The following is a 23,786-nucleotide window of genomic DNA, read 5'->3' on the forward strand; positions in this document are numbered from 1 at the left end:
TAAGGTCTACTCTTGTGAATATGATATATGAACGAGGTGAAGACAATAGCTTATGTAACGGCAGGAATGATAAGAGCGTTTATACCTTTTTTAATTTTGACTAGTATATCAATTGTTCTTTATTACGGCTCTGGACCGGTTCATGAGGTAAGAAGTACGTTTATTGTGGGTATAATCAGTGCTCTAGTTGCAGGTTTTTCAGTTATATACAGTATTGATGGCTGGTCGTTGAAGAAGCAGAGTATAATTCACTTTGGTTTTATGCTTTTGACCATTTTTCCATGTCTTATTTTCAGTGGATGGTTTGAAATAAAATCTTTAATGGATATTGCAGCCTTATTGGGTATCTTTTTGATATGGGGAATTACTTTATGGAGTATCTTCTACCTCATTTTTGGTATTCTAATCAAACGGTAAACCATAAAGAGATTTACAGAATGCTTTAACAAACAAAAAGAAACACTTTCTCGAAATGCTGAAAGTGTTTCTTTGTTTTCAAATAATTTTTAGATTAATGCCTTACTTTTGAATATGGACTTCTCTATACGACTAACTAAAAATTACATCGACTCAAATTTTCATTTCCAAAGAAATTGGACAATGGTCACTACCCATAATTGACGTGTGGATTTCTGCTTCGGTAATTAGATTAGCGATTGATTCAGACACAATAAAGTAGTCAATCCGCCACCCAATATTACGTTCGCGGACTTTGCTCATATAAGACCACCAGCTATACACTTCTGTTTTATCAGGATAGAGATAACGGAAGGAATCAACAAAACCGCTAGATAATAAAGCTGTCATCTTACCTCGTTCCTCATCTGTGAAGCCAGAATTCCCTTTATTTGATTTGGGGTTTCGTAAATCTTCGGGTTTATGAGCAACATTTAAATCTCCCGTTAAAATCACTGCTTTCTCTTTATTCAATTCATGTAAGTAAGCATAAAGTAAATCTTCCCAAACCAAACGGTACCCAAGCCTTGCCAGGTCACGCTGTGAATTTGGTGTATACACATTTACAATGAAAAATTGATCAAATTCCAATGTAATGGCTCTGCCTTCCACATCATACTCATCATTCCCAATCCCGTATTTAACGGATAATGGTTTTTGACGAGTAAAAATTGCCGTGCCTGAGTATCCTTTTTTTACAGCGTAATTCCAGTATTGATAATAGCCATCCAGCTCCAGATTAATCTGGCCCTCCTGCAGTTTAGTTTCCTGCAAACAAAATATATCAGCGTTTAATTCTTTAAAAGTATCCAAAAAACCTTTTCCAACGCAAGCTCTTATCCCATTCACATTCCAAGAAACAAATTTCATAACTTCAATTTTCCCCCTGCTAAATATCTCTATCTAATTCATATAAAATTCATTATAACAAATCGAGTAGATAAAATGCGGTTTGGGCACCTTATATTTAAAGGAGACGTGATTAACGATGGCCAAACGCAGAAAAATTTTAGTACCTGAATCCAGGGAACAATTAGATCAGCTGAAAGCAAAAGTGGCGCAAGCCGACCACCCGGACAGAGCAAAATATGAAGTAGCTAAAGATCTTGGCATTCCCCTCAATGAAGGATATAATGGTCGCATTGCTGCAGCAGATGCAGGAAAAATCGGCGGTAAACTAGGTGGAAGCATGGTGAAGGAATTAACCAAATTGGCAAAGGAAAATATATTGAGGCAATAAAAAAAGCCTCTCAGGCTTCAAAAAAAGTTAAGTGAAGAATTATAAAAGCTGAAATTTATAGAGCTACAGAGTTTTTCAACTATTTTGTTAACCCCCGAAGATACAAGTTGATTGCTCGTTAACTCAATTACAGCTAATCCTGTTTTCCAAAATTACCGTTTCACTCTCAAATGATTTAATTTACTTTACTGTACTCAGACGCAACCGGAAGATCGCCAATTGCTATTGGTAAGGCCCTTACTTGTAATAATACAGCTGATTTCAACAACGCTGTCATAGAGTAAACTTCCTGATTGCTCCTTTATTCATTGACAGCTTGTTGTAATGCCTTTCTACCCATCAATTCAATGATAATACAAGCAAACCTTCTTTTTAATTTGGCAACGCTCCTACTCTTTCCAGTTTTTATTTGCCATCTTCAATATCGGTAAACCATAATCCCTTCACAGCCAATTTATTCCTCATACATTTTTATAAATTCTTCTATCAATTCCGGTGTGTAACTCGCTGCTTTCATATAATTCTACAAATTCAGCAGCCATATTCTTAACTGTCAAGGTTTTCATCAGATTATTCTGTGCAAGTAGCATTAAGAATGATACATTCATAACTTCTTCCGTTTCTTTCTGTAATAAACAAACTTGCGTTTGATGAGCCATTAGAATAGCATCTGTTGATTCTTTCAATTTTTGGTGAGCTAGGCTATAATCTCCGTGCTTCGCTGCAGCAATTGCTTCCACCGCACAGCTTCGACCGTCTCCACCATGGAGAATTAACCTGAATTTTTCTACTTCATTCATCATTTTCCCTCCATTTAGATAGATTTGATATTTTATAATATTGCAGTCCTCATCTCTGATTCTCCTGCTTTATCTTATGCTATCCATATTTTCATATCTTTTAATACGTATCAGATAGGAATTTCCAATCAATATTCCATAGTCGAAAAATCATTCATAACGTTGATAAAACAATACCCTTTTTAAAGGCTTACTAACCAGAAATTTCAAATGCAATAAATCTCATAATCATCAGCATTCACAATTAGTATTTTCATATAATATAGTACCTTCGTTTGAGTTATTTATATCTGACGATCCTAAGATTTTTATGATAGGATAATCATCCAATTAATACTGGGAACATCTGATCTTGAGTCTATATCACTCTCTGTAAACCCTGTTCAGTTTCGGAGGTATACACATGGTTAATATGAAATATCTAGAGGAGTCAGATACCATTATTTATTTTTCAGAAATAAAAAAGGGAAGGCCTCAGCCCTCCCTGTTATCATCTGTGTTAATCTCTATAATAGTAAACTAGCTCCCTCAGGTTACTGAATTCGGTCTGGATCTATGTATATGTTTTCTCTCTTCTTTGGTAGAAGTAACTCAACTATAGCTATTCATCTCTAGAAATTTCCTTCTAATTTAGGACTATTTCTTTTTAAAAAGCAGGAATAATTGAGGAGTATTAGCCGTTACAAAAATCATCATAAAACCTTGAAAAACATATTTCCAAGGCTTTGGTGACTCCCTTATTTAGATTTCTGCTTTCTCATTTTCCGTTCTTGATACTTCGCTTCAGCACGATTATACAGCTCTTTTTCAAGCTCGGTTTCAGGCAGTACTTTAGGAACTGAAGAGGGCCTTCCATCTTTATCAATCGCAATCATGGTCAAGAATGCCTCAGACGTTAGTCTTCTCTCTCCAGTCATCAGATTCTCTCCTTCAACCCTTACATACACCACCATTGAGGTATTGTGTGACCAAGTAACAAACGCCTCCAAACAGATAGCCTGCCCAGATTTAATAGGAGCATGAAAATCGAACGAATCACTTGAAGCTGTAACCACTGGTTTTCTACAATGACGCATCGCAGCAATTCCTGCAATTTTATCAACATACGCCATTACCTTACCACCAAAAATCGAATTGTACTGATTTGTATCAGCAGGTAAAACTAAATCAGTCAAATAAGCTTTTGAATTACTTGGTACTTTGCCTTCATCCAACATGGCGCTCGACCCCTAACCCAGTATATTCTATTTATCCCAATATACTACACATAGAAAAAGACTGCCAAATGACAGTCTTTTCGTTTAGCTTACTTAATTTCTCATAAAGCGTTTTGCTTACAAACACCAATAAAATGTCTTAACAATTGATCCATGCTGGCATCATGTTTACGCAATTCTTCTGGATGAAATTGTGTTGCCATAATTGAATCATCAATTCCTTCAAACGCTTCTATTAATCCATCTTCAGCCTTCGCGACTGGTTTTAAGCCTTTACCTAACTCTTTTATGCCCTGATGATGAAAACTATTCACATCCATTTTATCCTTTTTGACAATACTATATAGTTGGCTATCCTGTTCTAAAAAAACTGTATGAACTGGCTCAGGCCGCTCTACATTTGATAGATGCTCCAAATCATCAGAATTATCATCTTCTTTATCTTCTTCAACATGCTGGTAGAGACTTCCACCTGCTGCTACATTAATTAAATGTGAACCCCTGCATATTCCAAATAACGGTTTCCCTTGCTTGCGTGCTTCTTCAATGATTTGGAAATGTGATTGATCTAGCCCCTTATGTGTGTCTCCTAAATCCTCACTTGGTGGTTCATTGTAAAATATCGGATTCACATCAATACCACCCGTTAATAAAATCCCATCAACCATCGAAACCCAAATCTTAGCGAGTTCCTCATTACCCAATGGAAAAATCAATGGAATTCCACCTGTTTTTTTTATTGCTTCTGAATAACTTAAAAATACAGTTGTTGTATTGTTTCCTTCTATTTTTAATATATTACTTGTTAACCCAATAATCGGTTTATCATTTTTCATATCTAAATTCCTCCCTTAATCTCTCACTTCTATTCCCATTAAATATTATTTTTACTCTAGAAATATTTGTAATTTATTCAACTAACAAAAATAGCAGCCCAATGATGAGCTGCTATCGTATTAAATATTAGTGTATGTTTTTCTTTTCAAAGTTACCGCCCATAACATCAGAAACGTTCTGAATCGCTATAAAGGCATTTTCATCAATATCATGTACAACATCTTTTAATTTAGCCAATTCCAGACGTGTCATTACGCAATAAACCATTTGCGTATCTTCCTTTAGGTAGCCACCCTTTGCATAAATAAACGTGGTCGATCTTCCAAGGCGATCCTGAATAGCCTCTGAAATTTCTGCATATTCGTTGGAAATAATCGTTACAGATCTAGATTCATTTAAACCTTCTACTACGATATCCATAACCTTAGCGGCCATATAATACGCGAAAATAGAATACATTGCAGAATCCCATTCAAATACGAAACCTGCAGCTATAAAGATGAAAACATTTATGAACATAATGATTTGTCCAACTGGTAATCTTAATTTCTTAGATAATAAAATCGCTATGATTTCTGTACCGTCAAGGGCACCGCCAACACGAATGACAATCCCAACTCCAAGTCCAAGAATCAATCCTCCAAATAACACAGCCAGGATTTTCTCATCTGTAAATGGCTCAATATGATGCAACATTGCTGTACTAACAGAAAGGACAGCAATACCATAAATAGAGGAAATCGCAAAAGTTTTACCAATTTGTTTGTATCCAATATAAAGGAATGGCAAGTTAATAATAAAGATGAATAGTCCCAACTGTAATTTGGTTATATGTGAAAGCATAATGGATATCCCAGTTATTCCACCATCAATGACACTGTTTGGTACCAAGAAGAGTTCCAATGCAACAGCCATCATGACTGCACCAAGTGTAATGAAGAAAAATCTTGTTAGTATTTTTAATATAGATGCTTTTTTATGTGTTTTTGGCAAAACTATTCCTTCTTTCTTTATAAATATTTATTATTTTGATTGATAATCAGTAAATTTTTGAAGAATAGAATTTAATATCTTCAGTTCGTGTTCATTCAGTAAAGCTGCATACTTTTTTAAAATTTCTCGGGAGTTCTCTCTTGCCTTCTGAAGAACTTGAACCCCCTCTTCGGTAAGTGTTACAGCGACAAACCTTCTATCCTTCTCATCTTGAACTCTTGAAACAAATCCATGCTGCACCAGCCTTTCAAGCATGACGGTGATCGCGCTTGGTTTCACATTGAGGATTTTCGCTAAATGTTTAACGTTTGTCACTTTTTCTTTTTCAATTTTATTTAACAAATGAAATTGCGATCCGGTAATCCCCAAATCCTGATGCTGCGTAATCTCCGACATGATTGTTCTAATTGTTGAAATCAATATACTTTCAAATTCTTCTATTTGATTTTCTTTACCATCCATCCTATATTGTCCTCTCTTACATCGAGAATAATTTTAATTTTTTTGCTTAATTATTATACCATATTATAATTAAATAGTTTAACTATCTTATATATACACTTTCCAAATTAATATTAACCAAACAAAAAGGCATAAAAAAAACCGTGGTTACCCACGATTCTCTTTCAAAACTTTTTATTTATATACATGTATCTGGCTTTCTTCTTTGACTTCCTTTATCCAATTGAATGGATCTTCTACTTTTCCATTTTGTATTCCTGTGATGGTATCATATAATTTTTGCGTTAACGTTCCTATTTTCCCTTTGTTGATGGTTAAAATTTCATTATCCCATAATAATTCACCAATTGGCGAAACTACTGCTGCTGTTCCTGTCCCAAAGGCTTCTTCCAATTTCCCATTTTTATTAGCCTCAATAATCTCCTGCATAGAAACTCGACGTTCTGTAACTGGGATGTTCCAATGTTGTAATAGCTGAATAATTGATTGACGAGTCACACCATCCAATACACTGCCGTTTAATGCAGGCGTGACAACCTCACCATTTATTTTAAAGAAGACGTTCATGCTTCCGACTTCTTCGATATACTTTTTCTCAATTCCATCAAGCCAAAGCACCTGTGAACAGCCAAGTGCTTCTGCCAATTCCTGTGCTTTAAGACTGGATGAATAATTACCGCCTGTTTTGGCCATCCCTGTACCGCCCTTTACAGATCGTACGTAATCTTTCTCAACACCAATTCGAACGGGATTGATTCCCTCTTTATAATACGCTCCCACTGGTGACAAAATGATTATGAACTGATAATGCTTGGACGGTGCAACACCCAAATAAGGTTCTGTTGCAATAATAAACGGCCGTACGTATAAAGAAGTACCTTCCCGGTCCGGAATCCATTCACGATCAATATCGATTAGGATTTCCAATGCCTTGATAACAAACGACTCATCTATATGGGGGATGCATAAACGATCATTAGATTTGTTCATCCGTTCAAAATTCTTTTCCGGTCTAAACAGAAAAACCCGATTATCGTGAGTACGATATGCTTTTAGCCCTTCAAAAACCGTTTGTCCATAGTGAAAAGTCATGCAGGAAGGCTCAAGTGTAATAGGTTGATAGGGAATAATCCTCGGATCATGCCACCCACCCAATTCTTCATCATAATCCATAATAAACATATGATCCGTAAAAATTCTTCCGAAGCCAAGTGTTTCAGGATTGGGCTTTTCTTTTTTATAATTGGTTTTTGTGATAGAAATTAGTTGAGTATCCATGTGATGTCCCCTTTAAATTGTCAGAATAATTAATAAAATTAATTGTACTCCTCAAATAGGGAACCTGCAAGTAGCAAACTTAAAATTAATAAAAAAACTCCAATTCATCGACTATTTCTCATAATCAAATGTTTTAGCGCTCCGAGCTCATAATGATATATGGATGTATACGACCTGTACTATCTTTTCCTAACTTATCAATCTGCCAGTTATGATAATTAGCCTCATTCACATTAATCATTTGAAATGCATCAGCTTGATTGGAGCTGGATATTACATATTCCTCATGTGAGTTCGACTTTCTTTTAATATGGAAGAGATAGAGAGGTTGTTTAATTAAATTCTTTAATCCCAATAATTCTTCCATTTTTCTTTCAAAGGCATCCAATTTTTTCAATGTATGCTTACTATTATCACAAGCAGCATCCTCGTCACCCAAATCATGTACCACTGTCTTATGTTCGCCAAATTGATATACCAATCGGGTAACACAAGTCGGGCTATCCGGCACAATTTGTGCAGTAGTATTATAAATGAAGTTTTTGTAATCGAATGATAGCAAGAGATCTTCAATTTTTTTAACTCTTTGCTTAGAAACCGTAAAGTTCTTAACGCCTATATATGAAACATACTTCTCACCCTGCCAACTTACATGCCCTTCACTTGTGATGGTTGCCTGATAAATCGGGGATTTGCCAAGACATGATGTCCGCGAGATGGAAAATTCTTTAAACAACTTTATACTTCCTCCTATTAGTACAAACTGATTCTTTAGAGTGCTAGATATCTATATATTTATCACCACGCTCACTTTTCAAACATTTTCCAAATTATAATAGGTCTACCATATATACTATGAAAGACCAATACCATTTATAATAAGCCAACTGACACATTAATTAAAGACCAAAAGTATCTATTTAAGGCTGGCTGCTACAAGTATAATATGAGTTAAATTTCCTAAATTAATATAGTTTTAAAAAAATATAACATACCTCTTTAGATGTTAGTTATCATTTTGCGGGAGAGTGTATTTTACATGGTGAAGAAATTGAAAAGAGAACAAGCTGATCTTTCTTGACAATATCGAGGAATGTTTCTGTATGGATTTCTGCCAATAAATTAAAATCAATCACTAAGCTACTATAACATATCTGTAAAAATTGATGTTTCAGATAAATATGCTAACTTTAATTTTACGAAAATTAGAAACAGCAATCTTTCTTTTGGACAAATTTTATCTGAAAGAAGTGCTGGCTCATAAGCAGAAAAGAAACTATAAGAAAGCCCGACTTTTATTCAATAACACATTTACTTATACAGGTTCCGCAATAAGGATAAATCGATGATGTGTTACATCAAAGTACCCATCCGACTGAATAATCTGGTGGATTATATATCATACATCCAATTAATGATCCAACTCAAAACTCGGTACTTTCCAGGGAATGGCTTTTAGATATAAAAGTACCAACATCATAAAACGTTGGATTGGATAGGCTTCTTGACTATAAACAACAGTCATATCATTCTTCCGGACTTCTTTCAGTGCTATTTCATCGTATTTTCCCCTTTAACAGATGATTTTATAAATCATTCTGTCAAAATGGGAGACCGCGGCATAGATTTCTCCGTTATTATTGTTCATATTCCAAATTTCGCATAATTATCCACCATCAATATCCATATTATATATATTTTATCATAATATAGAAAATAATTCGTGAACTTTTCCCGAGATTAAAAGGCACTCATTTTGTATATCCTATACTTGATGTCCTCAAAAGGGACATCAGAACGTATCCTACTGATGGGGTGATAAGCAATGAGTTATCGGAATCATTTAGATCCACACTCTTCTCTTTTTCACCATAACTGGACAAGGCGGAAGCGCTCAAAATCACAGGTTAACGGACATACTGCAATGTCCCAAACCAATATCATTTTGAGGAGCAATGCGAAAGCTCACCGCTGGTAAGGATGCCTTCAAGCAAAAAGACGCCGTAATGGCGTCTTTTTACATTTACAGTTCATCAAATCCATTGGTATCTGTTGTTTTTGTATATTGTCTTGATTTCTGCTCAAAGAAATCCGTCTTGCCTAAATCCACTTCCTGATAGGCAACAATCCATCTTAATGGATTTTTGTTCGAAACCTCTGGAAACGGAGATCTTCCATACCCCAATTGATTGCAACGCTTATTAGCCATAAACTGGATATATTGTTCGAGCTCAGCCATCGTAATTCCCTCGATTTTATTTCCTATAACTTTATAACCCCATTCAATCTCAAGCTCTGCAGCAGTTCGGAAGGTTTCAATCGCAAAATTTTTCAATTCTTCTGTATTTGTTTCAGGATGTTCAGCCAATATTTCTTTAAAAATCTTCTCAAACAGCCCAACATGGATCTGCTCGTCTCGATTTATATAATTAATCATCGTTGAAGTTGCCACCATCTTTTGGTTTCTGGCCAAATTATAAAAGAAAGCAAAGCCTGAGTAAAAGAAGAGCCCTTCTAGGATTACATCATAGATAATCGATTTAAGCAGATTTTCAATTGTTGGGTTTTCTGTGAAATCCCGATAGCCATCAGTAATAAAATCATTTCGTTTACGCAAAATCTCTTCGGTTCTCCAATATTCAAAAACTTCATCTTGCTTGCTTTTCTGGACAATACTTGACAATACATAGGAGTAGGAATGGTTATGAATGACTTCTTGCTGCGCCAGCATAATCATCAATGCATTCAGAGATGAATCGGTCAGATAGTCGGCGACTTTACTGGCATAGTCAGACTGGATACTATCAAGCAATGCCAACAAGCCTATAATTTTTAGAAAGGATTCTTGTTCAATTTCTGAAAGATTTGGAAATTGTTTCGCATCATTCACCATATTAATTTCAAAAGGCGTCCAAAAATTAGATAGCATTACTTTATATTTAGGATATGCCCATGGATAGCGCACATCATCCCAATTTAAAATATTTGAATTTCTGCCATTAATAATACCCGTTGAACTATTCGGTGCTTCCCGATCGACTAATTTACGTTTTTCCACTATTGTTTTTGTATCCATTATATTTCCCCCATCCTTATTGGCAGCTTTCGCATTCTTCTATAACAGCGCTTGAAGTAGAACGTACATAGTATGTTGTTTTTAATCCGGTCTCCCATGCAAGCAGATGCAAGTCTAATAAATCACGTGCTTTAATATCATTACGGACATACAAATTAAACGAGATTCCTTGGTCGATATGTTTTTGACGACGTGCATTTTGGAGAATGCTCCATTTTTGGTCAATTAAATAAACGGATTTATAATACCACATTGTCTCCAGATTCAAGTCAGGTGCAGTCACTGGAATACGGTAATTCTTCTTCTCTTCGGAATATTCCCTTCTGAAAATTGGATCAATTCCGGATGTAGAACCGGCAATAATCGCAGTTGAAGAATTTGGTGCTACGGCCATAAGATAGCCATTTCGAATTCCGGATGTATGCACTCTATTTTTCAATTGACTCCAAGCATCTGAATCATAGCCTCTTTGGTCAAAATAAGATCCGGTCTCCCAATCAGATCCTTCAAAAAATGGGTAAGCACCTTTTTCACCAGCTAAATCCACACTTGATTTAATCGTTAAATAAGCGATTTTTTCGTATAATCGGTCACAGTATTCAACGGCTTTCTCTGATTCCCAGGCAATGCCCTCAAGCGCTAATAAATGATGCCAGCCAAATGTCCCAAGTCCTATAGCACGATAATTTTTATTCGTTATATTTGCCTGAATGACCGGGATATTATTTAAATCAATGACATTATCAAGCATTCTCACCTGTATCTTAATTAAGCGTTCAAGGACATCTTCCTTTACAGCTTTGGCAAGGGAGATAGACGAAAGATTACATACAACAAAGTCACCCGGTGTTTTTTCAATAATAATTTTCCCATCCTCGGTTCTTTGTTCAATAACTTTGGTAGCACTTTGATTTTGCATAATTTCCGTACATAAATTACTGCAATATATCATTCCTTTATGGCGATTAGCATTAGAGCGGTTGACCGTATCCCGATAAAACATATAAGGTGTTCCTGTTTCAAGCTGAGAAATCATGATCGCCTTAAACACTTCAATGGCAGGTATTTCTTTTTTGGAAAGCTGCGGATGATTGATACATTCAGTATATTTTTGTCTGAATTGGCCATCCCCTGCTTCTTCATCAAAATAATCTTCAAGAGAATATCCCATTACTTTTCTTACTTCATGCGGATCAAATAAATACCAGGTACCCCGCTCCTTGACCATTTCCATAAATAAATCCGGAATGCAAACACCAGTAAATAAATCATGCGTTCGAAAACGTTCATCCCCATTATTTAAACGCGCTTCGAGGAAGGCAAATATATCCTTATGCCAAACATCCAGATAAACTGCAATGGCACCCTGTCTTTGGCCCAGTTGGTCCACACTGACGGCGGTATTATTTAATTGCTTCATCCATGGTATAACTCCTGAGGAAACACCCTTAAATCCTTTAATATCACTGCCTCGCGCTCTAATTTTCCCTAAATAAACACCTATTCCTCCGCCATTTTTAGATAGATTGGCAATATCGGTGTTTGAATCATAGATACCTTGCAAACTATCATCAACAGTATCGATAAAACAACTGGATAATTGGCCATAGCTTTTCCCAGCATTAGCAAGCGTAGGAGTTGCCACCGTCATATATAGATTGGATAAGGCCCAATATGCTTCTCTTATTAATTTGATTCGCTGTTCTTTAGGCTCATTCATCATTAATGTCATGGCAATAATCATAAACCGTTCCTGAGGAAGTTCATATAAGCTTCCATGATGAGATTTGGCTAAATAGCGATCTGCCAGCGTCCGAATGCCAATATACGTAAACAACTGATCTTTTGATGAATCGATGACTGCTTCGAGTTCATTGATTTCGTCTTCCGTATATTCATTTAACAATGCTGGATTATAAATCCCCATATCAGTCAATAGTTCAACAAGCTGATGAAAGCTCCCATATTTGTGTGTTAAATCATATCCCCGGCTTTTTGAAGCTTTATCATATAACTGGTCTAAATAAATAGTTGCCGCCACAAATGTCCAATCAGGCTCATCAGCAGAGATACGCTCTACGGCGCTTAGTACCAGTAAATTCACCAACTCTTTCTTGCTATAGTCAGACTTATACTCAAGTGCTGTCTTGATTTTTTCTAAGTATTCCTCTGCTGAATAAATAGATGTATAGGAACTAACACATTCCTTTATGTATGTTTCTATGCTTTTTAAATTTATGACTTCCAGACTTGCATAGTTTGATTCGTAAGATACTGCCATACTAATTTCCCCCTTATTGTTTGCCGATAAATCGATTAAAAACGTCTGTTCCCTCCACGCAAAAAATCCCATTGCCTAAAAATAAGCAATGGGAAAAGAAATAATAACAAGATTGAACTGTTCAATATTGCTATTTCATCCGTTCCACCCTCATTGCTCCCGATAAAGGCAAACCAGTGAAAAAGGCAGGTCTCCTGACTCATGCTTCGCTTTACTCTAAGTCCTTCCCATAGATTTCTCTACAGTGGTTTACTTATTTCATCAGCATTTACAGTTGCGGGTACAGTTCCGGATTTTAACCGGATTCCCTATTAAGTCGTAATACGACACCTTAAACACGTTAAAATCAATATATAGTATTTTAGATATAAAATAATAACAACATATAGAATTATAAATCTTATATGTGAAAATAGCAACTAAAATTCCGACAATTTATTTAGGCAATTGCTGGAGAAATTGATTGATAAATGCTTCGGATTCCAATCGAATTCCAATGTATGGCGGATGAACACGTTTATTGGCTTCAAGAGGAACCCCCAACCACAATACTTTTTGGTCAAGGATGACAAATGTGAAGCTTGGCCCATTCTGAAGATGGATATCCGGATCCAAATAGGAATGGGAATCTGGAGAATACATCATCAGTCTTGTTCTTGAGTTCCTCGTCTTCACTCTTTGAACAAAATCCGATGATAACACACTGGAATTTGGCAAGGAAAGGATAATGGAAGATTGGGCTTTTTTTAAATCCTGATAGAACCCTTCCAAATTTCTTGCATAAATCCATTGTAATTTTGGATGATGGTTGGCAATCCATTTGCCTATTTGATCCATATTGACCATTTGATTCCGTTTCATTTGATATTGAACGAGCTGATGAAGAGTTTTTGTATGCGAAACTTTTGATTCTATAAACTCCACATCGCTGACATGAATCAGTTTCCCTTTTGTTCTGGTAATTGCAACATTTAACAGCCGTTCACTTTCCCTGCCCGTTAAAAGCATCCCTGCCCGATTTTGCGGATAACTATCTACACTATCAAATACCATTACTTCCCGTTCACTTCCCTGGAAACGATGGACAGTGGCAGCCAATATATCATGCAGGCCGTTCTCTTCCTCATATAGATCTTTAATTAATGTTTCCATCAATTGTGCCTGCGCACGATAAGGGGTTGCATAACCGATTGATTTACTCCCATTGCTGTAGGCTTCATGAATAACCTGAAAGGATAACAATAGATTCATCAAATTCATTCTAGAACCAGAGGAAGTGCCCGTAAAGCAGTGTTCCCCTGTGAAGCTCGTATTTAACAGTACGGAAGCACGATCTACAAAAGGTGTCTTTGAAACGATATCTTTTTTATTTATATGAACACTTGGATGATCGCCAACCAGTGAATTATAAACATATTGGTTCGTAAAAGCGGAGATATCCGGATGCATTCTCCTCTGTTCCTTTAATAAAAACAAATGAGTATGAAGTTTTCCCCCACGTGCAATATCAGCAACACCGGTACGATGGAAGATGTCCTCCTTCAGCCAGCGGTCTACAAGCTCTCCCCTCGAAACCGCAATAGGAGGTAATTGCTTAAAATCCCCACAAATAATACAACGCTTGGCAAGTGCGCCGGCAAAGGCAATTTGCGGGATAAAGGCCATACTGGCTTCATCAATGATAACTAGATCATACTCTTGTTCAAAAATACTCGGGTCCATTGCTGCTTTCGCCAAGGTAGTCCCAACAATGAAGGCATTTTTGACTAAATGAATTTCTTTTTGCCTTATTTTCTCTAAGATTCTGCCCAGTTTTTTTTCAAGGTCAAGAAGCTGCTCCGAGTCACGTACGCTAAAAGACAGAGACAGATCTTTTTTTAGCAGTTTCTTTTCTTCATTAATCGAATCCCTTTCCTTCACTAAATGTCCATCATGACTTTCCAATAATTTAGCCGGCAATATATCCCCATGCATCAGAAGACCCTCACCAGTTTGAGAGCCGTAACGTAAAATATCTCCTTCATGAAAACGATCCGCTCGTTTAACAAATGCCGTAATTTCGGCAAGCAGGACATCCACAGCCTGATTACTGTGAGAGAGAACTAATATACGTTTCTTTTTAAAATATTTATTGGCTGCCGTTCGTGCTAAAGTATACGTTTTTCCTGTACCAGGCGGTCCCCAAACATATGTGACCGGGTTATATTTTGATCTGGCATATAATTCGCGTACCGCGCTTTTACTTGTTTTGTCCGTTCGTTTATCAGGCATGGAAGGCTCCATGATCCGTTTAACCCGACTTCTTTTCCGCTTACTTTTCCTGATATCATCCAGTCTTTCAATCAGCTGATCTAAAAGTTCCCATGGGTCATGATAAATCGTAGCCTCTTCAATCAATTCACCTATTGATTGTTCAAGAGACAGAAGCAAACTATTGCCCTCAGAGGATAGGATTCTGGCATCAAACCGACTCCCGCCCCATTCCAGCTTAGCAATCGTTCCAACAGGTATACGCAAAATACTGGATGACTCAAAATAGTACGTAAAAGAATCACCTGACATAATCTTATTGCCATTCATCAGGTGATAGCGGGTACTTCCATATTTTTTTAAATACTGAATCTCTTCTTCAAGTGCTTCCTGCCATTCTTCAATATACTCTTGTGTTGAATTCATTCTTTGTGCCCCTCAAATCATAAACCTAAATTATCTCTAATTTGATAACTATACCATACAAACTAAAACTAGAATAGTCGATGGCACATACTCACCTAACCGAAACATGCATCCAGACACCGTATTGTTTCTCGTATTAAGGGGTGCACAGTTATGACATTTTGTTTATGATTTTTTTGTAAAGAGTTGCTTAAGTGATTCAAAAAAACCTGTCTTTTTTTCTGTCTCCTCAGTATTAGTTTCTTCCTGTGCCGGTTCTTCTAATGTAATGTTATCGTTATTAATTGCATGATCATAGGCCAATACCAAACCATTAGGTGAATTATAGTCTTTATTGGTCACGATTTTAAATTGAATCCCATGTTCATCTGCTGCTTTAACGAATTTCGATAGATGGGAATAATTAATGTGGCCATTTAAATAAAGCTTAGCGCCCTTATTTTTTTTCAATAGGTCAATAAATCCATGTGGGATTTGTTTTTGAAAAACCTGAGCCTGTGTTAATGCGACAACCACACGTTCACGTAAGCTCCCAAGAAATTCTTTCCGTTCAGCAGGCTTTATTTCTTTAACGCCATGTATCCCTTCCTGTAAGTAATCATCTACTGTTTTCTTATTCATTTTATTTCCTCCTTGAATACTAATTAACATATGTAAATCGTTCTTAACTTGAGCTTATGTATTAGTTTGGTTAAATGCCTTCTCAACGATTCCCTATTCGGAAAACCTGATTATTATCTTTACTATTTTTTGATTGATCTGCCTGCATTATGTATTTTAAAGCTCGCTATTTGTGTACCATTATTGATATGTCCAATCGACACTCTGGATATGAATATATAAAAAGGCACCTGTTAAAAACAGGTGCCTTGTTCGAAAAAATTGAGGCGAGTCACCACACTCCACATAGTGTGTACCATAAGGTATGTGCTCGACTTACACAATTCAGCTCATCGCATATATTAATATAACATCATGCCAGAAATTTTGCAAGTAAAATTTACGATAATGCTTCTGTTAATGCTGGAACTACCTGTTTCTTACGGGAAACAACCCCTTTTAGAACAGCTGTATTATTTACCAATGTTACATGGAAAGCTTTTTCAACAGCTGCAGCTTTATCACCAATAGCAAGGGCAACAGAATCATTTGTTAGGATATCTGTTACAACTAATAGAAATAAATCCAGACCCTTTTCATTAATAGCTGCCTGCATAGCTGCTTCGAGTTCAGCTTGCTTCGCCATTACATCGTTTGTATCAACTGCATTCACTTGTGCAATTTCCACTTTTGATGTGCCCATGGAGAACTCTTTAGCATCCAAAGAAATTAATTCTGCAATAGTTTTCTTGCTTAAATCTGCTCCAGCTTTTAACATTTCCAATCCGTATTCTTCTGCATTAACACCAGCTATTTCAGCCAATTCTTTTGCAGCAGCAACATCTTGCTCCGTGCAAGTTGGAGATTTAAATAATAAAGAATCAGAAATAATAGCGGATAACATTAAGCCAGCTACTTCTTTTTTGATTTGAATTCCGTTTTCTTTGTATAGCTTATTTAAAATGGTTGCTGTACATCCAACCGGCTCAGCACGGTAATACAATGGATCAGCTGTTTCGAAATTTGCAATACGGTGGTGATCAATAACCTCTAATACTCGAACCTGATCGATATCATCCGCACTTTGCTGTCTTTCATTGTGGTCTACAAGAATAACTTCCTGTGTTTCTTCCGCAACCTTCTCAACCAAACGGGGAGCTGCCACTTTAAATGTATCAAGTGCATATTGTGTTTCACCATTAATCGCACCAAGTCGAATCGGTTCTGCTTCAACACCCAACTCTTTTTTTAATTCAGCATAAGCGATTGCTGAACAAATTGTGTCAGTATCTGGATTTTTATGTCCAAAAATCAATACTTTACTCATTTACAAAAACTCCCTTAATATAATATGTACTCCATTTACCAGCGCAAATGGAAACTTCTTCGACCATTATACCTGAATGCACAAAAATTTTTAAGTTTTTGGAGCAATTTCATTTGAAAACAGGAAATTAATTTTACCGTCCTTCCATTCAATCGCCGCGTCAAATGATTTTTCTCCTTTTTTAAACCCTTTTATGACATTGGTTTTCCCATCTTTTAATAATTTCTGCATATTGGTTTGGGAAATCTTTTTTCCAAGGATTTTTTTCGAAAATGTAAATTTACACTGGTTTTGCTTATAATTCGCACATCCATAAAATTCACCCTTATCGACTATATCCCCTTTACACAGCGGACAGGCGCCTACCTTTTTCCCTGTTGTAAACTTAGAAGAGGTACGTTCAATCGTTTCAACCTTTAATCCTGTAAAATCCCAGGTTTCAAAGCCTTTTACAGCATCCTCAATAATCTTCCCCGTTAATTTCTTTGTCTGCTCCATAAATTGAGCAGCTGATGCTTTCCCTTGCCCGATTTCGGCCAAGCGCTGCTCCCATTTAGCTGTCATTTCAGGTGAAGCCAATATCTCGTCGCCTATCGCTCTGATCAACACTTTCGCTTTATCAGTCGCAAATACTTGATTCTTTTTAACATCTATATATTTTCTATCCTTCAGCATCGTAATAATTCCCGCTCTTGTTGCTTCCGTTCCCAGTCCTTCTGATTTCATTAGCACTTTTTCGAGTTCTTCATTATCAAGATGCTTACCGGCCGTTTTCATTAACGTAATTAATTGTCCCTCGGTATATCGTTTAGGCGGTTGCGTTTTTCCTTCTTTTACTTTAACGCTTTTCACTTTACCTTCATCATCTTTTTGGACATTCGGAAGGATGGTATCTTCATCCTTTTCTTGCTGGAAAATAATTTGTCGCCAGCCTTCTCGTATTTGCTGCTTTCCTTTTGAAATGAACTCTGCTCTTCCATCAACTAATGTTATGAGGGTTGTATAGTCAAATATGGCTGATTCATAGTGAGCAGCAATCAAACGACGCACAATTAAATCATAGATATTCCTTTCTTCTCCTGAAAGCTTGGCTGGATTCGTCACCTGTTCAGTAGGAATAATCGCATAGTGATCCGATACTTTCTTTTCATTAACAAACCTAGAGTTATTGATAATGGATTCGTTTGGAACGGGTATGAATGATTTATATTCCTCGAACTGAGCAAGTTTCGATAGGATCTCCGGGAATGTTTCCGCCTCTCCTTTAGTCACGTAGTTTGAATCACTCCGCGGATAAGAGACAATTCCCTTTTGATACAGTTTTTGCGTGATATCCAGCGTTTGTTTTGGTGAGTACTTATACATTTTATTGGCGGTTGCCTGTAAGGCCGATAAATTAAATAATAAGGGCGGCTGGAATTCTTTACGCTCCGTCTTCATTTCTATAATTTTCGCATCTTTATTTTTACAAAAAGCTGCAATATTTTGAGCCATCTCCTGCTTATCCAGTCTGGACTCCTGATCCTTTTCCCATTTTCCTTCATAAGTCTGCCCATTTATATCAAACGTAGCAATGACTTCCCAAAATGGCTTAGATTCAAATTTTTCAATCTCCAATTCCCGTTTCACTATTAAAGCTAGTGTAGGTGTCTGTACTCTTCCTGCAGAGAATACATCATTCATCCCTTTTTGTTTAAGCAGCAAGGAATAGGCTCTTGATGCATTCATGCCAACAAGCCAATCTGCACACGATCTTGTATAGGCTTCATGATAGAGAGGTATGGTTTCCTGGCTGTCACGGAGGCTGTTAAATCCTTCTAATATGGATTTTTTCGTTAAAGAAGAGACCCATAAACGCTTCATCGGTTTACGAACGCCGCTCACCGCAATAATATTGCGTACGATTAATTCACCCTCCCTCCCAGCATCACCTGCATGAATAATTGATTCGACATCTGGTCGCTTCAATAATTGCTTGATAATGTTAAATTGCTTCGTTTTTGATTTTGTTACTTCATATGTAAATTTATCAGGGATTATTGGCAATGTGGCAATAGCCCATCTTTTCCACTCCGGTTTATATTTCTCCGGTGAGGATAATTCGGTTAAATGTCCGATGGCCCATGAACATAATGCCCCTTCCGGAAATACTTCATTAGGAGCAATCTCTAAATACCCGTCCCTTTTTTTGAAAGAGAATGGAGATGCCAGTGTAACTCCTTGATCCGGTTTCTCCGCAATAATCAATGGGATTCCCATTTTCAGGTCAAACTCCTTCTATGAAAATTTGTTCATTACTTTAGCTTAAGAATCTAATTAAAAAAGTCCACTTGCTAATAGTATCATTTTTATTATTTTTTTAAAGATACTTCTATTTTACTACAAGGTTTCTGAAAAGTTTAAACTGGTAATTGATGGATAACTTTAATTGATTAGAGTATATTTAAAAAGCATATATATCTTCGTAACTCATTTACTATTAACTTTTTACCGAAATTTAGGCTATTTTATAGATAAAAGTTTTGAGGACATTACTAATAGATCAGATTAAATAAAGGAGGTATTTGTATGGAGACTGAGCATCTTCCTCAAATAAAGAAGGCATTGCTTAACTCATGGTCTTTAAAATCAAGCTCTAAATGGTCTTCGGACACCAATGACTCTCAGTATAATTACTTAAAACAAGCAGTATTCCACTATTTAAATGCATAAAAAAGAGGCTCCGAAAAGTCTTACAAACGACTCAACGGACAGCCTCCTCCTTCTACATACTATTGAACGAACTTGCCATTAAGTTGCAGGCAGTTCATCTCCATTATATTCATCTTTAATTTCTCCGACGATTTCTTCTAGTATGTCTTCCATCGTGACCAAGCCGGCTATAGTGCCTTTTTCATCTACAACGATTGCCATGTGCATCCGACTCTGCTGCATTTTTAATAATACATCCTTGATATGAGTAGTTGATTTCAAACGCGGCATATCATGAATAAAATCCTGAATTGGTCTTTCACGTCCAGCTGCTATATTTGTTAGCATTTCTTTTGTGTTAATAAATCCAACCAGAAGATCTTTATCGCTATTTTCCGTAACAGGGTAGCGGGTATATTCATAGCGATCAAGCGTTTCAAGAATTTCTTCAAGAGACATTTGCTTATCCAAAGTGACAATTTGATTTCTTGGAATCATAATATCTTTTAAAATACGTTCATCAAATGCAAAGATGTTCTCTAGATAAGCCAGTTCAGTTTGATTAATCTCTCCACTCTCATAACTTTGAGTGACAATTAGTTTCAATTCTTCCTCCGAATGGACTGTATCATGTCCAGCAGGCTGTACACCAAAAATTCGAAGGATATATTGTGCAGAACCATTTAATGCATTAATAAAAGGTTTTGTAACTCTTCCGAACCAATATAGTGGCGGCGATAAAAGCAAGGATAATCTTTCTGCAAATTGGATAGCCAATGTTTTAGGAGCAAGTTCACCTATAACAACATGTAAGAACGTAACGATGCTAAGAGCGATTACATAGGACAGGACAGTAGATACTGATTCTGATATTCCCCATTCATCAAATACAGGATGGAGCATTTTTTCGACTGTTGGTTCCCCCAACGCACCTAATATTAATCCTGTAACCGTAATACCCAACTGACATGCTGACAGGTAATAGTCTAGATTTTCTGCAACTTTTTTGGCAAGAACCGCCTTTTTGTTGCCTTCAGAAATCAATTGTTCAATTCTGGACATCCTTACTTTCAAAATGGCAAATTCAGCACCAACAAAGAATGCAGTGAGCCCAATAAATATAGCTACTAAAAATAAATTTAATGCGATTGATCCGTCCAATTATTTCCCCCTTAAAGGGGGATTCACCTCCAAGAATAGTAAAAAAATTTGTTGTTCCAATAATTCCTTTTGATTATTTCTTAACCTTTTGAGTAAACAATACTTGTTTAATTTGGTGGTTATCCATTTCCTTGACAGTCCATAGATGCTTACCATGCTCCAATGAATCTCCATTTTGAACAGTATCAATTTTTTGATATTGGATCCAGCCTCCGACTGTATCTATATCTTCACTGTCCTCAAACTCGAGACCAAACAATTCCTCCATCTCACTCAAAAGGACTCGTCCATTAATCATATATTGGTTTTCTCCGACTTTACGGATATCGGCCACTTCATCAGCGTCAAACTCATCGCGGATCTCTCCTACAATTTCTTCCAGAACATCTTCCATCGTAAGAATACCTGAAGTGCCTCCGTATTCATCAATGACTAAAGCCATGTGTACCCGTTCCTGTTGCATTTTCAACAGTGCATCCTGTATATGGGTGGCTTCAAGAACATAAGGCAAGTCTCTAACAAATTCTTCAAGTTTACGTTCTCTTTTGGCAGCAATATGGGTCAGCATTTTTTTCACATTCACTACACCGACAATCTTGTCTTTATCCCCATCTTCAACAACCGGATAACGTGTGTAGTTATGTTCATCAATAATACTCACGATTTCATCATAATTCATATTCAAATCAAGTGTAACCAATTCAGTTCTTGGAACCATTATATCCTTGGCTACACGTTCATCAAACGAAAACACGTTTTCCATGTATTCCAATTCCGTTTGATCAATTTCCCCGCCCTGGTAGCTTTGGGTCATAATAATCTTTAGTTCTTCCTCAGAATATGCCTCTTCATGTCCAGCAGGTTTGACTCCAAATGCACGAAGAATGACCCTCGATGTCCCATTTAAAGCTTTAATGAATGGTGACAGCACTCTGCCAAACCAATATAAAGGCGGCGCAAGCATTAGTGTGAGTTTTTCGGCAAATTGGATCGCAAGCGTTTTTGGTGCCATTTCCCCCACTACAACATGCAAGAAAGTAACCAGTATAAATGCAATCGCATAGGACAATGCTGATGCAACAGCATCAGACACATTAAAAAGATTAAACAAAGGATACAATAGACCTTCCACCGCTGGTTTACCCAGTGCACCAAGTCCTAAAGTGGTTACGGTAATACCAAGCTGACAGGCAGAAAGATAGTAATCGAGGTCACTTGCTACTTTTTTCGCAAGCACTGCTTTTTTGTTTCCTTCTGAAATTAATTGATCAATACGGGACATCCGAATTTTCACTACCGCAAACTCAGATGCTACAAAGAACCCTGAGGCTCCTATTAGTACTACAAGTAAAACAAGATTGATTATCGTGGTTATGTCCAATTATTTCCCTCTTAAGAGGGATTCACCTCCAAATTATTTTTAAAAATTTTTACTAGTTTCATAGTTTTTTACGTTTTGTTATTAGTTTTGGTTACATCCTTATAATCTCTAAATACTCTTCTGCATGCAAAAGACCAAACCGAGAATGTTATATGCTCTCAAATTGGGTGAAAATATAATTAAAAGTAGAAATTAATCGTTATCCTTCCTTACCATGGTAGGACACGATTCAAGAAGAGTTAAGCGGAAGATCCTTCTCTATTGAAAAACATCTTTAAAAGGAGTCTGTTGCATTGGATTATCATTCTAAGCCTTTCACCTTCTATCAAGTAAGCCTCCTTGAATAATATAGTTAGGAAAAACTATAACATAAAACTAATGATAATATAAAATGAAACCACTTATGAATATAATAAACCTCATCTAAAAGTTCAAAAAACTTTCACATATTTTATTAAAATAACATCCTTTGAGTACTAAACAATCCTAATAAAAAGGCAATAAACCTTTATTTGTTTATAATTTAGATAATCCTATAAAAATATCCATTTCAAAATTATTATTGGGTTTATAGTTTTTTGTATACGTAAATGCAAATATATAACTCTACAGAATCTTTAGCAGCACTCTAAAAATATTTTTATACTGTGTAGATGTAAACTCTAGGTCTAAACAATCCACCCTTATATATAGTATTCTTATCAGTCGGTTTAATTTCGAAGTTTTTTTAAAAATAAAGGATTTACTTGTGTTACTACCGAATTAAACAATAATATACCTGAAGTCAATGTATATATTTTATATAAGCGAGGTTGAAGATGGAGACTAACGAAAAAGAATTACTTCTTAAGCAAATAAATGATTTAACCGAGAAAGTCAGGGAGTTGGAAGCTAAGGACCGTAAAGTTTCAGTCCCGATGATCGCTTCCATCATACCCGACACATTACTTGTTCCTTTAACTTTTGATGTTTCAGTAGCCTACTTTGATCAGGTTATTCAAATCATATTAAATTATGTAAACAACTCAGAAATCGATTCCATTGTACTTGATTTTTCCGGTTTCGTTCTAAAAGATTGTGATAATTTAGAACTGATGGGTGAGAATATAGGAAACTTAATATCCTCCTTAAAAGTGATGGGAATACAAGTCCTTGTTGTAGGATTATCACCAGAATTTGTAAAAGACTTAGTCTCTTCCCAATTACCTTTTACCAATTCACTACATGCATTCTCAACCTTTAAAACAGCACTGGAATGTTTAATGAAAGAAAAGGGTCTTATTATGGTAAAGGAATCACTGAAATAGATC

General features: G+C 36.3%; 21 protein-coding genes and 1 riboswitch. Of the genes, 5 read left to right on the forward strand and 16 right to left on the reverse strand.

What is annotated here, in order from left to right:
- The first annotated feature begins 27 nt into the window (after positions 1 to 27).
- Positions 28 to 417 carry a DUF3021 family protein gene (locus tag F7984_RS09935; protein ID WP_066103583.1) on the forward strand — a complete coding sequence of 130 codons (390 nt, stop codon included), beginning with the start codon at positions 28 to 30 and terminating at the stop codon, positions 415 to 417.
- A gap of 153 nt (positions 418 to 570) precedes the next feature.
- Here F7984_RS09935 and F7984_RS09940 read toward each other — a convergent pair whose 3' ends face one another.
- Entirely contained in the window at positions 571 to 1,326 is a 756-nt protein-coding gene (locus F7984_RS09940) for an exodeoxyribonuclease III (protein WP_139891883.1), read from the reverse strand.
- 118 nt (positions 1,327 to 1,444) lie between these two features.
- Between F7984_RS09940 and F7984_RS09945 the strand changes: the two genes are divergently transcribed.
- Positions 1,445 to 1,696: an alpha/beta-type small acid-soluble spore protein gene (locus tag F7984_RS09945; protein ID WP_066103579.1), complete on the forward strand. Its 252-nt coding sequence runs from the start codon at positions 1,445 to 1,447 to the stop codon at positions 1,694 to 1,696.
- A gap of 461 nt (positions 1,697 to 2,157) precedes the next feature.
- Here F7984_RS09945 and F7984_RS09950 read toward each other — a convergent pair whose 3' ends face one another.
- From F7984_RS09950 to F7984_RS09980, 7 genes are all read right to left on the reverse strand, one after another.
- Entirely contained in the window at positions 2,158 to 2,499 is a 342-nt protein-coding gene (locus tag F7984_RS09950; protein ID WP_218975783.1) for a PTS sugar transporter subunit IIA, read from the reverse strand.
- A 734-nt stretch (positions 2,500 to 3,233) separates the two neighbouring features.
- Positions 3,234 to 3,713, reverse strand: coding sequence for an acyl-CoA thioesterase (locus F7984_RS09955; RefSeq protein WP_066103576.1), 480 nt, complete (start codon positions 3,711 to 3,713; stop codon positions 3,234 to 3,236).
- A gap of 101 nt (positions 3,714 to 3,814) precedes the next feature.
- A complete protein-coding gene (locus F7984_RS09960) occupies positions 3,815 to 4,549 on the reverse strand; it encodes a gamma-glutamyl-gamma-aminobutyrate hydrolase family protein (protein ID WP_066103574.1) in 735 nt (244 codons plus the stop codon).
- Between the two features lie 127 nt (positions 4,550 to 4,676).
- A complete protein-coding gene (locus tag F7984_RS09965) occupies positions 4,677 to 5,543 on the reverse strand; it encodes a YitT family protein (RefSeq protein ID WP_066103573.1) in 867 nt (288 codons plus the stop codon).
- Between the two features lie 30 nt (positions 5,544 to 5,573).
- Positions 5,574 to 6,005, reverse strand: coding sequence for a MarR family winged helix-turn-helix transcriptional regulator (locus F7984_RS09970; RefSeq protein WP_140461507.1), 432 nt, complete (start codon positions 6,003 to 6,005; stop codon positions 5,574 to 5,576).
- A 174-nt stretch (positions 6,006 to 6,179) separates the two neighbouring features.
- Positions 6,180 to 7,283 (reverse strand): branched-chain amino acid aminotransferase, encoded by a 1,104-nt coding sequence (locus tag F7984_RS09975; RefSeq protein WP_066103569.1) that lies wholly within the window; start codon positions 7,281 to 7,283, stop codon positions 6,180 to 6,182.
- A 133-nt stretch (positions 7,284 to 7,416) separates the two neighbouring features.
- Positions 7,417 to 8,019 (reverse strand): DUF6438 domain-containing protein, encoded by a 603-nt coding sequence (locus tag F7984_RS09980; RefSeq protein ID WP_139891881.1) that lies wholly within the window; start codon positions 8,017 to 8,019, stop codon positions 7,417 to 7,419.
- Between the two features lie 1,089 nt (positions 8,020 to 9,108).
- On the opposite strand from F7984_RS09980, the gene F7984_RS09985 reads away from it, so the two are divergent.
- Positions 9,109 to 9,261 (forward strand): YpzG family protein, encoded by a 153-nt coding sequence (locus F7984_RS09985; RefSeq protein WP_077248014.1) that lies wholly within the window; start codon positions 9,109 to 9,111, stop codon positions 9,259 to 9,261.
- Positions 9,262 to 9,306: 45 nt separating this feature from the next.
- On the opposite strand, the gene F7984_RS09990 is transcribed toward F7984_RS09985, so the two are convergent.
- The 6 genes from F7984_RS09990 to F7984_RS10015 form a co-directional block, all read right to left on the reverse strand.
- Positions 9,307 to 10,359: a ribonucleotide-diphosphate reductase subunit beta gene (locus F7984_RS09990; protein ID WP_140461508.1), complete on the reverse strand. Its 1,053-nt coding sequence runs from the start codon at positions 10,357 to 10,359 to the stop codon at positions 9,307 to 9,309.
- Positions 10,360 to 10,375: 16 nt separating this feature from the next.
- Positions 10,376 to 12,640, reverse strand: a complete 2,265-nt coding sequence (locus F7984_RS09995; RefSeq protein WP_140461509.1) for a ribonucleoside-diphosphate reductase subunit alpha — start codon at positions 12,638 to 12,640, stop codon at positions 10,376 to 10,378.
- 166 nt (positions 12,641 to 12,806) lie between these two features.
- Positions 12,807 to 12,989, reverse strand: a riboswitch (cobalamin riboswitch).
- Between the two features lie 86 nt (positions 12,990 to 13,075).
- On the reverse strand, positions 13,076 to 15,316 hold the full coding sequence (locus tag F7984_RS10000; RefSeq protein WP_140461510.1) for a DEAD/DEAH box helicase: 2,241 nt from the start codon (positions 15,314 to 15,316) through the stop codon (positions 13,076 to 13,078).
- Between the two features lie 165 nt (positions 15,317 to 15,481).
- On the reverse strand, positions 15,482 to 15,937 hold the full coding sequence (locus F7984_RS10005; protein WP_066103561.1) for a YueI family protein: 456 nt from the start codon (positions 15,935 to 15,937) through the stop codon (positions 15,482 to 15,484).
- 379 nt (positions 15,938 to 16,316) lie between these two features.
- Positions 16,317 to 17,243, reverse strand: a complete 927-nt coding sequence (locus F7984_RS10010) for a manganese-dependent inorganic pyrophosphatase (RefSeq protein WP_066103560.1) — start codon at positions 17,241 to 17,243, stop codon at positions 16,317 to 16,319.
- A gap of 90 nt (positions 17,244 to 17,333) precedes the next feature.
- Positions 17,334 to 19,496 (reverse strand): DNA topoisomerase III, encoded by a 2,163-nt coding sequence (locus F7984_RS10015; protein ID WP_140461674.1) that lies wholly within the window; start codon positions 19,494 to 19,496, stop codon positions 17,334 to 17,336.
- Between the two features lie 315 nt (positions 19,497 to 19,811).
- Between F7984_RS10015 and F7984_RS19070 the strand changes: the two genes are divergently transcribed.
- On the forward strand, positions 19,812 to 19,955 hold the full coding sequence (locus tag F7984_RS19070) for a hypothetical protein (RefSeq protein WP_175354252.1): 144 nt from the start codon (positions 19,812 to 19,814) through the stop codon (positions 19,953 to 19,955).
- A 78-nt stretch (positions 19,956 to 20,033) separates the two neighbouring features.
- Here F7984_RS19070 and F7984_RS10020 read toward each other — a convergent pair whose 3' ends face one another.
- Both F7984_RS10020 and F7984_RS10025 read right to left on the reverse strand, forming a co-directional pair.
- A complete protein-coding gene (locus F7984_RS10020; protein WP_140461511.1) occupies positions 20,034 to 21,095 on the reverse strand; it encodes a hemolysin family protein in 1,062 nt (353 codons plus the stop codon).
- A gap of 73 nt (positions 21,096 to 21,168) precedes the next feature.
- Positions 21,169 to 22,476 (reverse strand): hemolysin family protein, encoded by a 1,308-nt coding sequence (locus F7984_RS10025; protein ID WP_140461512.1) that lies wholly within the window; start codon positions 22,474 to 22,476, stop codon positions 21,169 to 21,171.
- 818 nt (positions 22,477 to 23,294) lie between these two features.
- Between F7984_RS10025 and F7984_RS10030 the strand changes: the two genes are divergently transcribed.
- On the forward strand, positions 23,295 to 23,783 hold the full coding sequence (locus F7984_RS10030) for an STAS domain-containing protein (RefSeq protein WP_066103554.1): 489 nt from the start codon (positions 23,295 to 23,297) through the stop codon (positions 23,781 to 23,783).
- Positions 23,784 to 23,786: the final 3 nt, after the last annotated feature.

It is taken from the genome of Pradoshia sp. D12 (assembly GCF_008935075.1).
Classification (GTDB): domain Bacteria; phylum Bacillota; class Bacilli; order Bacillales; family Pradoshiaceae; genus Pradoshia.

Coding starts and splice junctions, on each gene's coding strand:
- F7984_RS09945 (WP_066103579.1), top strand. CDS start 1,445: ATGGCCAAACGCAGAAAAATTTTAGTACCTGAATCCAGGGAACAATTA.
- F7984_RS09950 (WP_218975783.1), bottom strand. CDS start 2,499: ATGATGAATGAAGTAGAAAAATTCAGGTTAATTCTCCATGGTGGAGAC.
- F7984_RS19070 (WP_175354252.1), top strand. CDS start 19,812: ATGGAGACTGAGCATCTTCCTCAAATAAAGAAGGCATTGCTTAACTCA.
- F7984_RS10000 (WP_140461510.1), bottom strand. CDS start 15,316: ATGAATTCAACACAAGAGTATATTGAAGAATGGCAGGAAGCACTTGAA.
- F7984_RS10010 (WP_066103560.1), bottom strand. CDS start 17,243: ATGAGTAAAGTATTGATTTTTGGACATAAAAATCCAGATACTGACACA.
- F7984_RS09975 (WP_066103569.1), bottom strand. CDS start 7,283: ATGGATACTCAACTAATTTCTATCACAAAAACCAATTATAAAAAAGAA.
- F7984_RS09970 (WP_140461507.1), bottom strand. CDS start 6,005: ATGGATGGTAAAGAAAATCAAATAGAAGAATTTGAAAGTATATTGATT.
- F7984_RS09960 (WP_066103574.1), bottom strand. CDS start 4,549: ATGAAAAATGATAAACCGATTATTGGGTTAACAAGTAATATATTAAAA.
- F7984_RS09955 (WP_066103576.1), bottom strand. CDS start 3,713: ATGTTGGATGAAGGCAAAGTACCAAGTAATTCAAAAGCTTATTTGACT.
- F7984_RS09940 (WP_139891883.1), bottom strand. CDS start 1,326: ATGAAATTTGTTTCTTGGAATGTGAATGGGATAAGAGCTTGCGTTGGA.
- F7984_RS09985 (WP_077248014.1), top strand. CDS start 9,109: ATGAGTTATCGGAATCATTTAGATCCACACTCTTCTCTTTTTCACCAT.
- F7984_RS10005 (WP_066103561.1), bottom strand. CDS start 15,937: ATGAATAAGAAAACAGTAGATGATTACTTACAGGAAGGGATACATGGC.
- F7984_RS09995 (WP_140461509.1), bottom strand. CDS start 12,640: ATGGCAGTATCTTACGAATCAAACTATGCAAGTCTGGAAGTCATAAAT.
- F7984_RS09935 (WP_066103583.1), top strand. CDS start 28: ATGAACGAGGTGAAGACAATAGCTTATGTAACGGCAGGAATGATAAGA.
- F7984_RS10030 (WP_066103554.1), top strand. CDS start 23,295: ATGGAGACTAACGAAAAAGAATTACTTCTTAAGCAAATAAATGATTTA.
- F7984_RS09990 (WP_140461508.1), bottom strand. CDS start 10,359: ATGGATACAAAAACAATAGTGGAAAAACGTAAATTAGTCGATCGGGAA.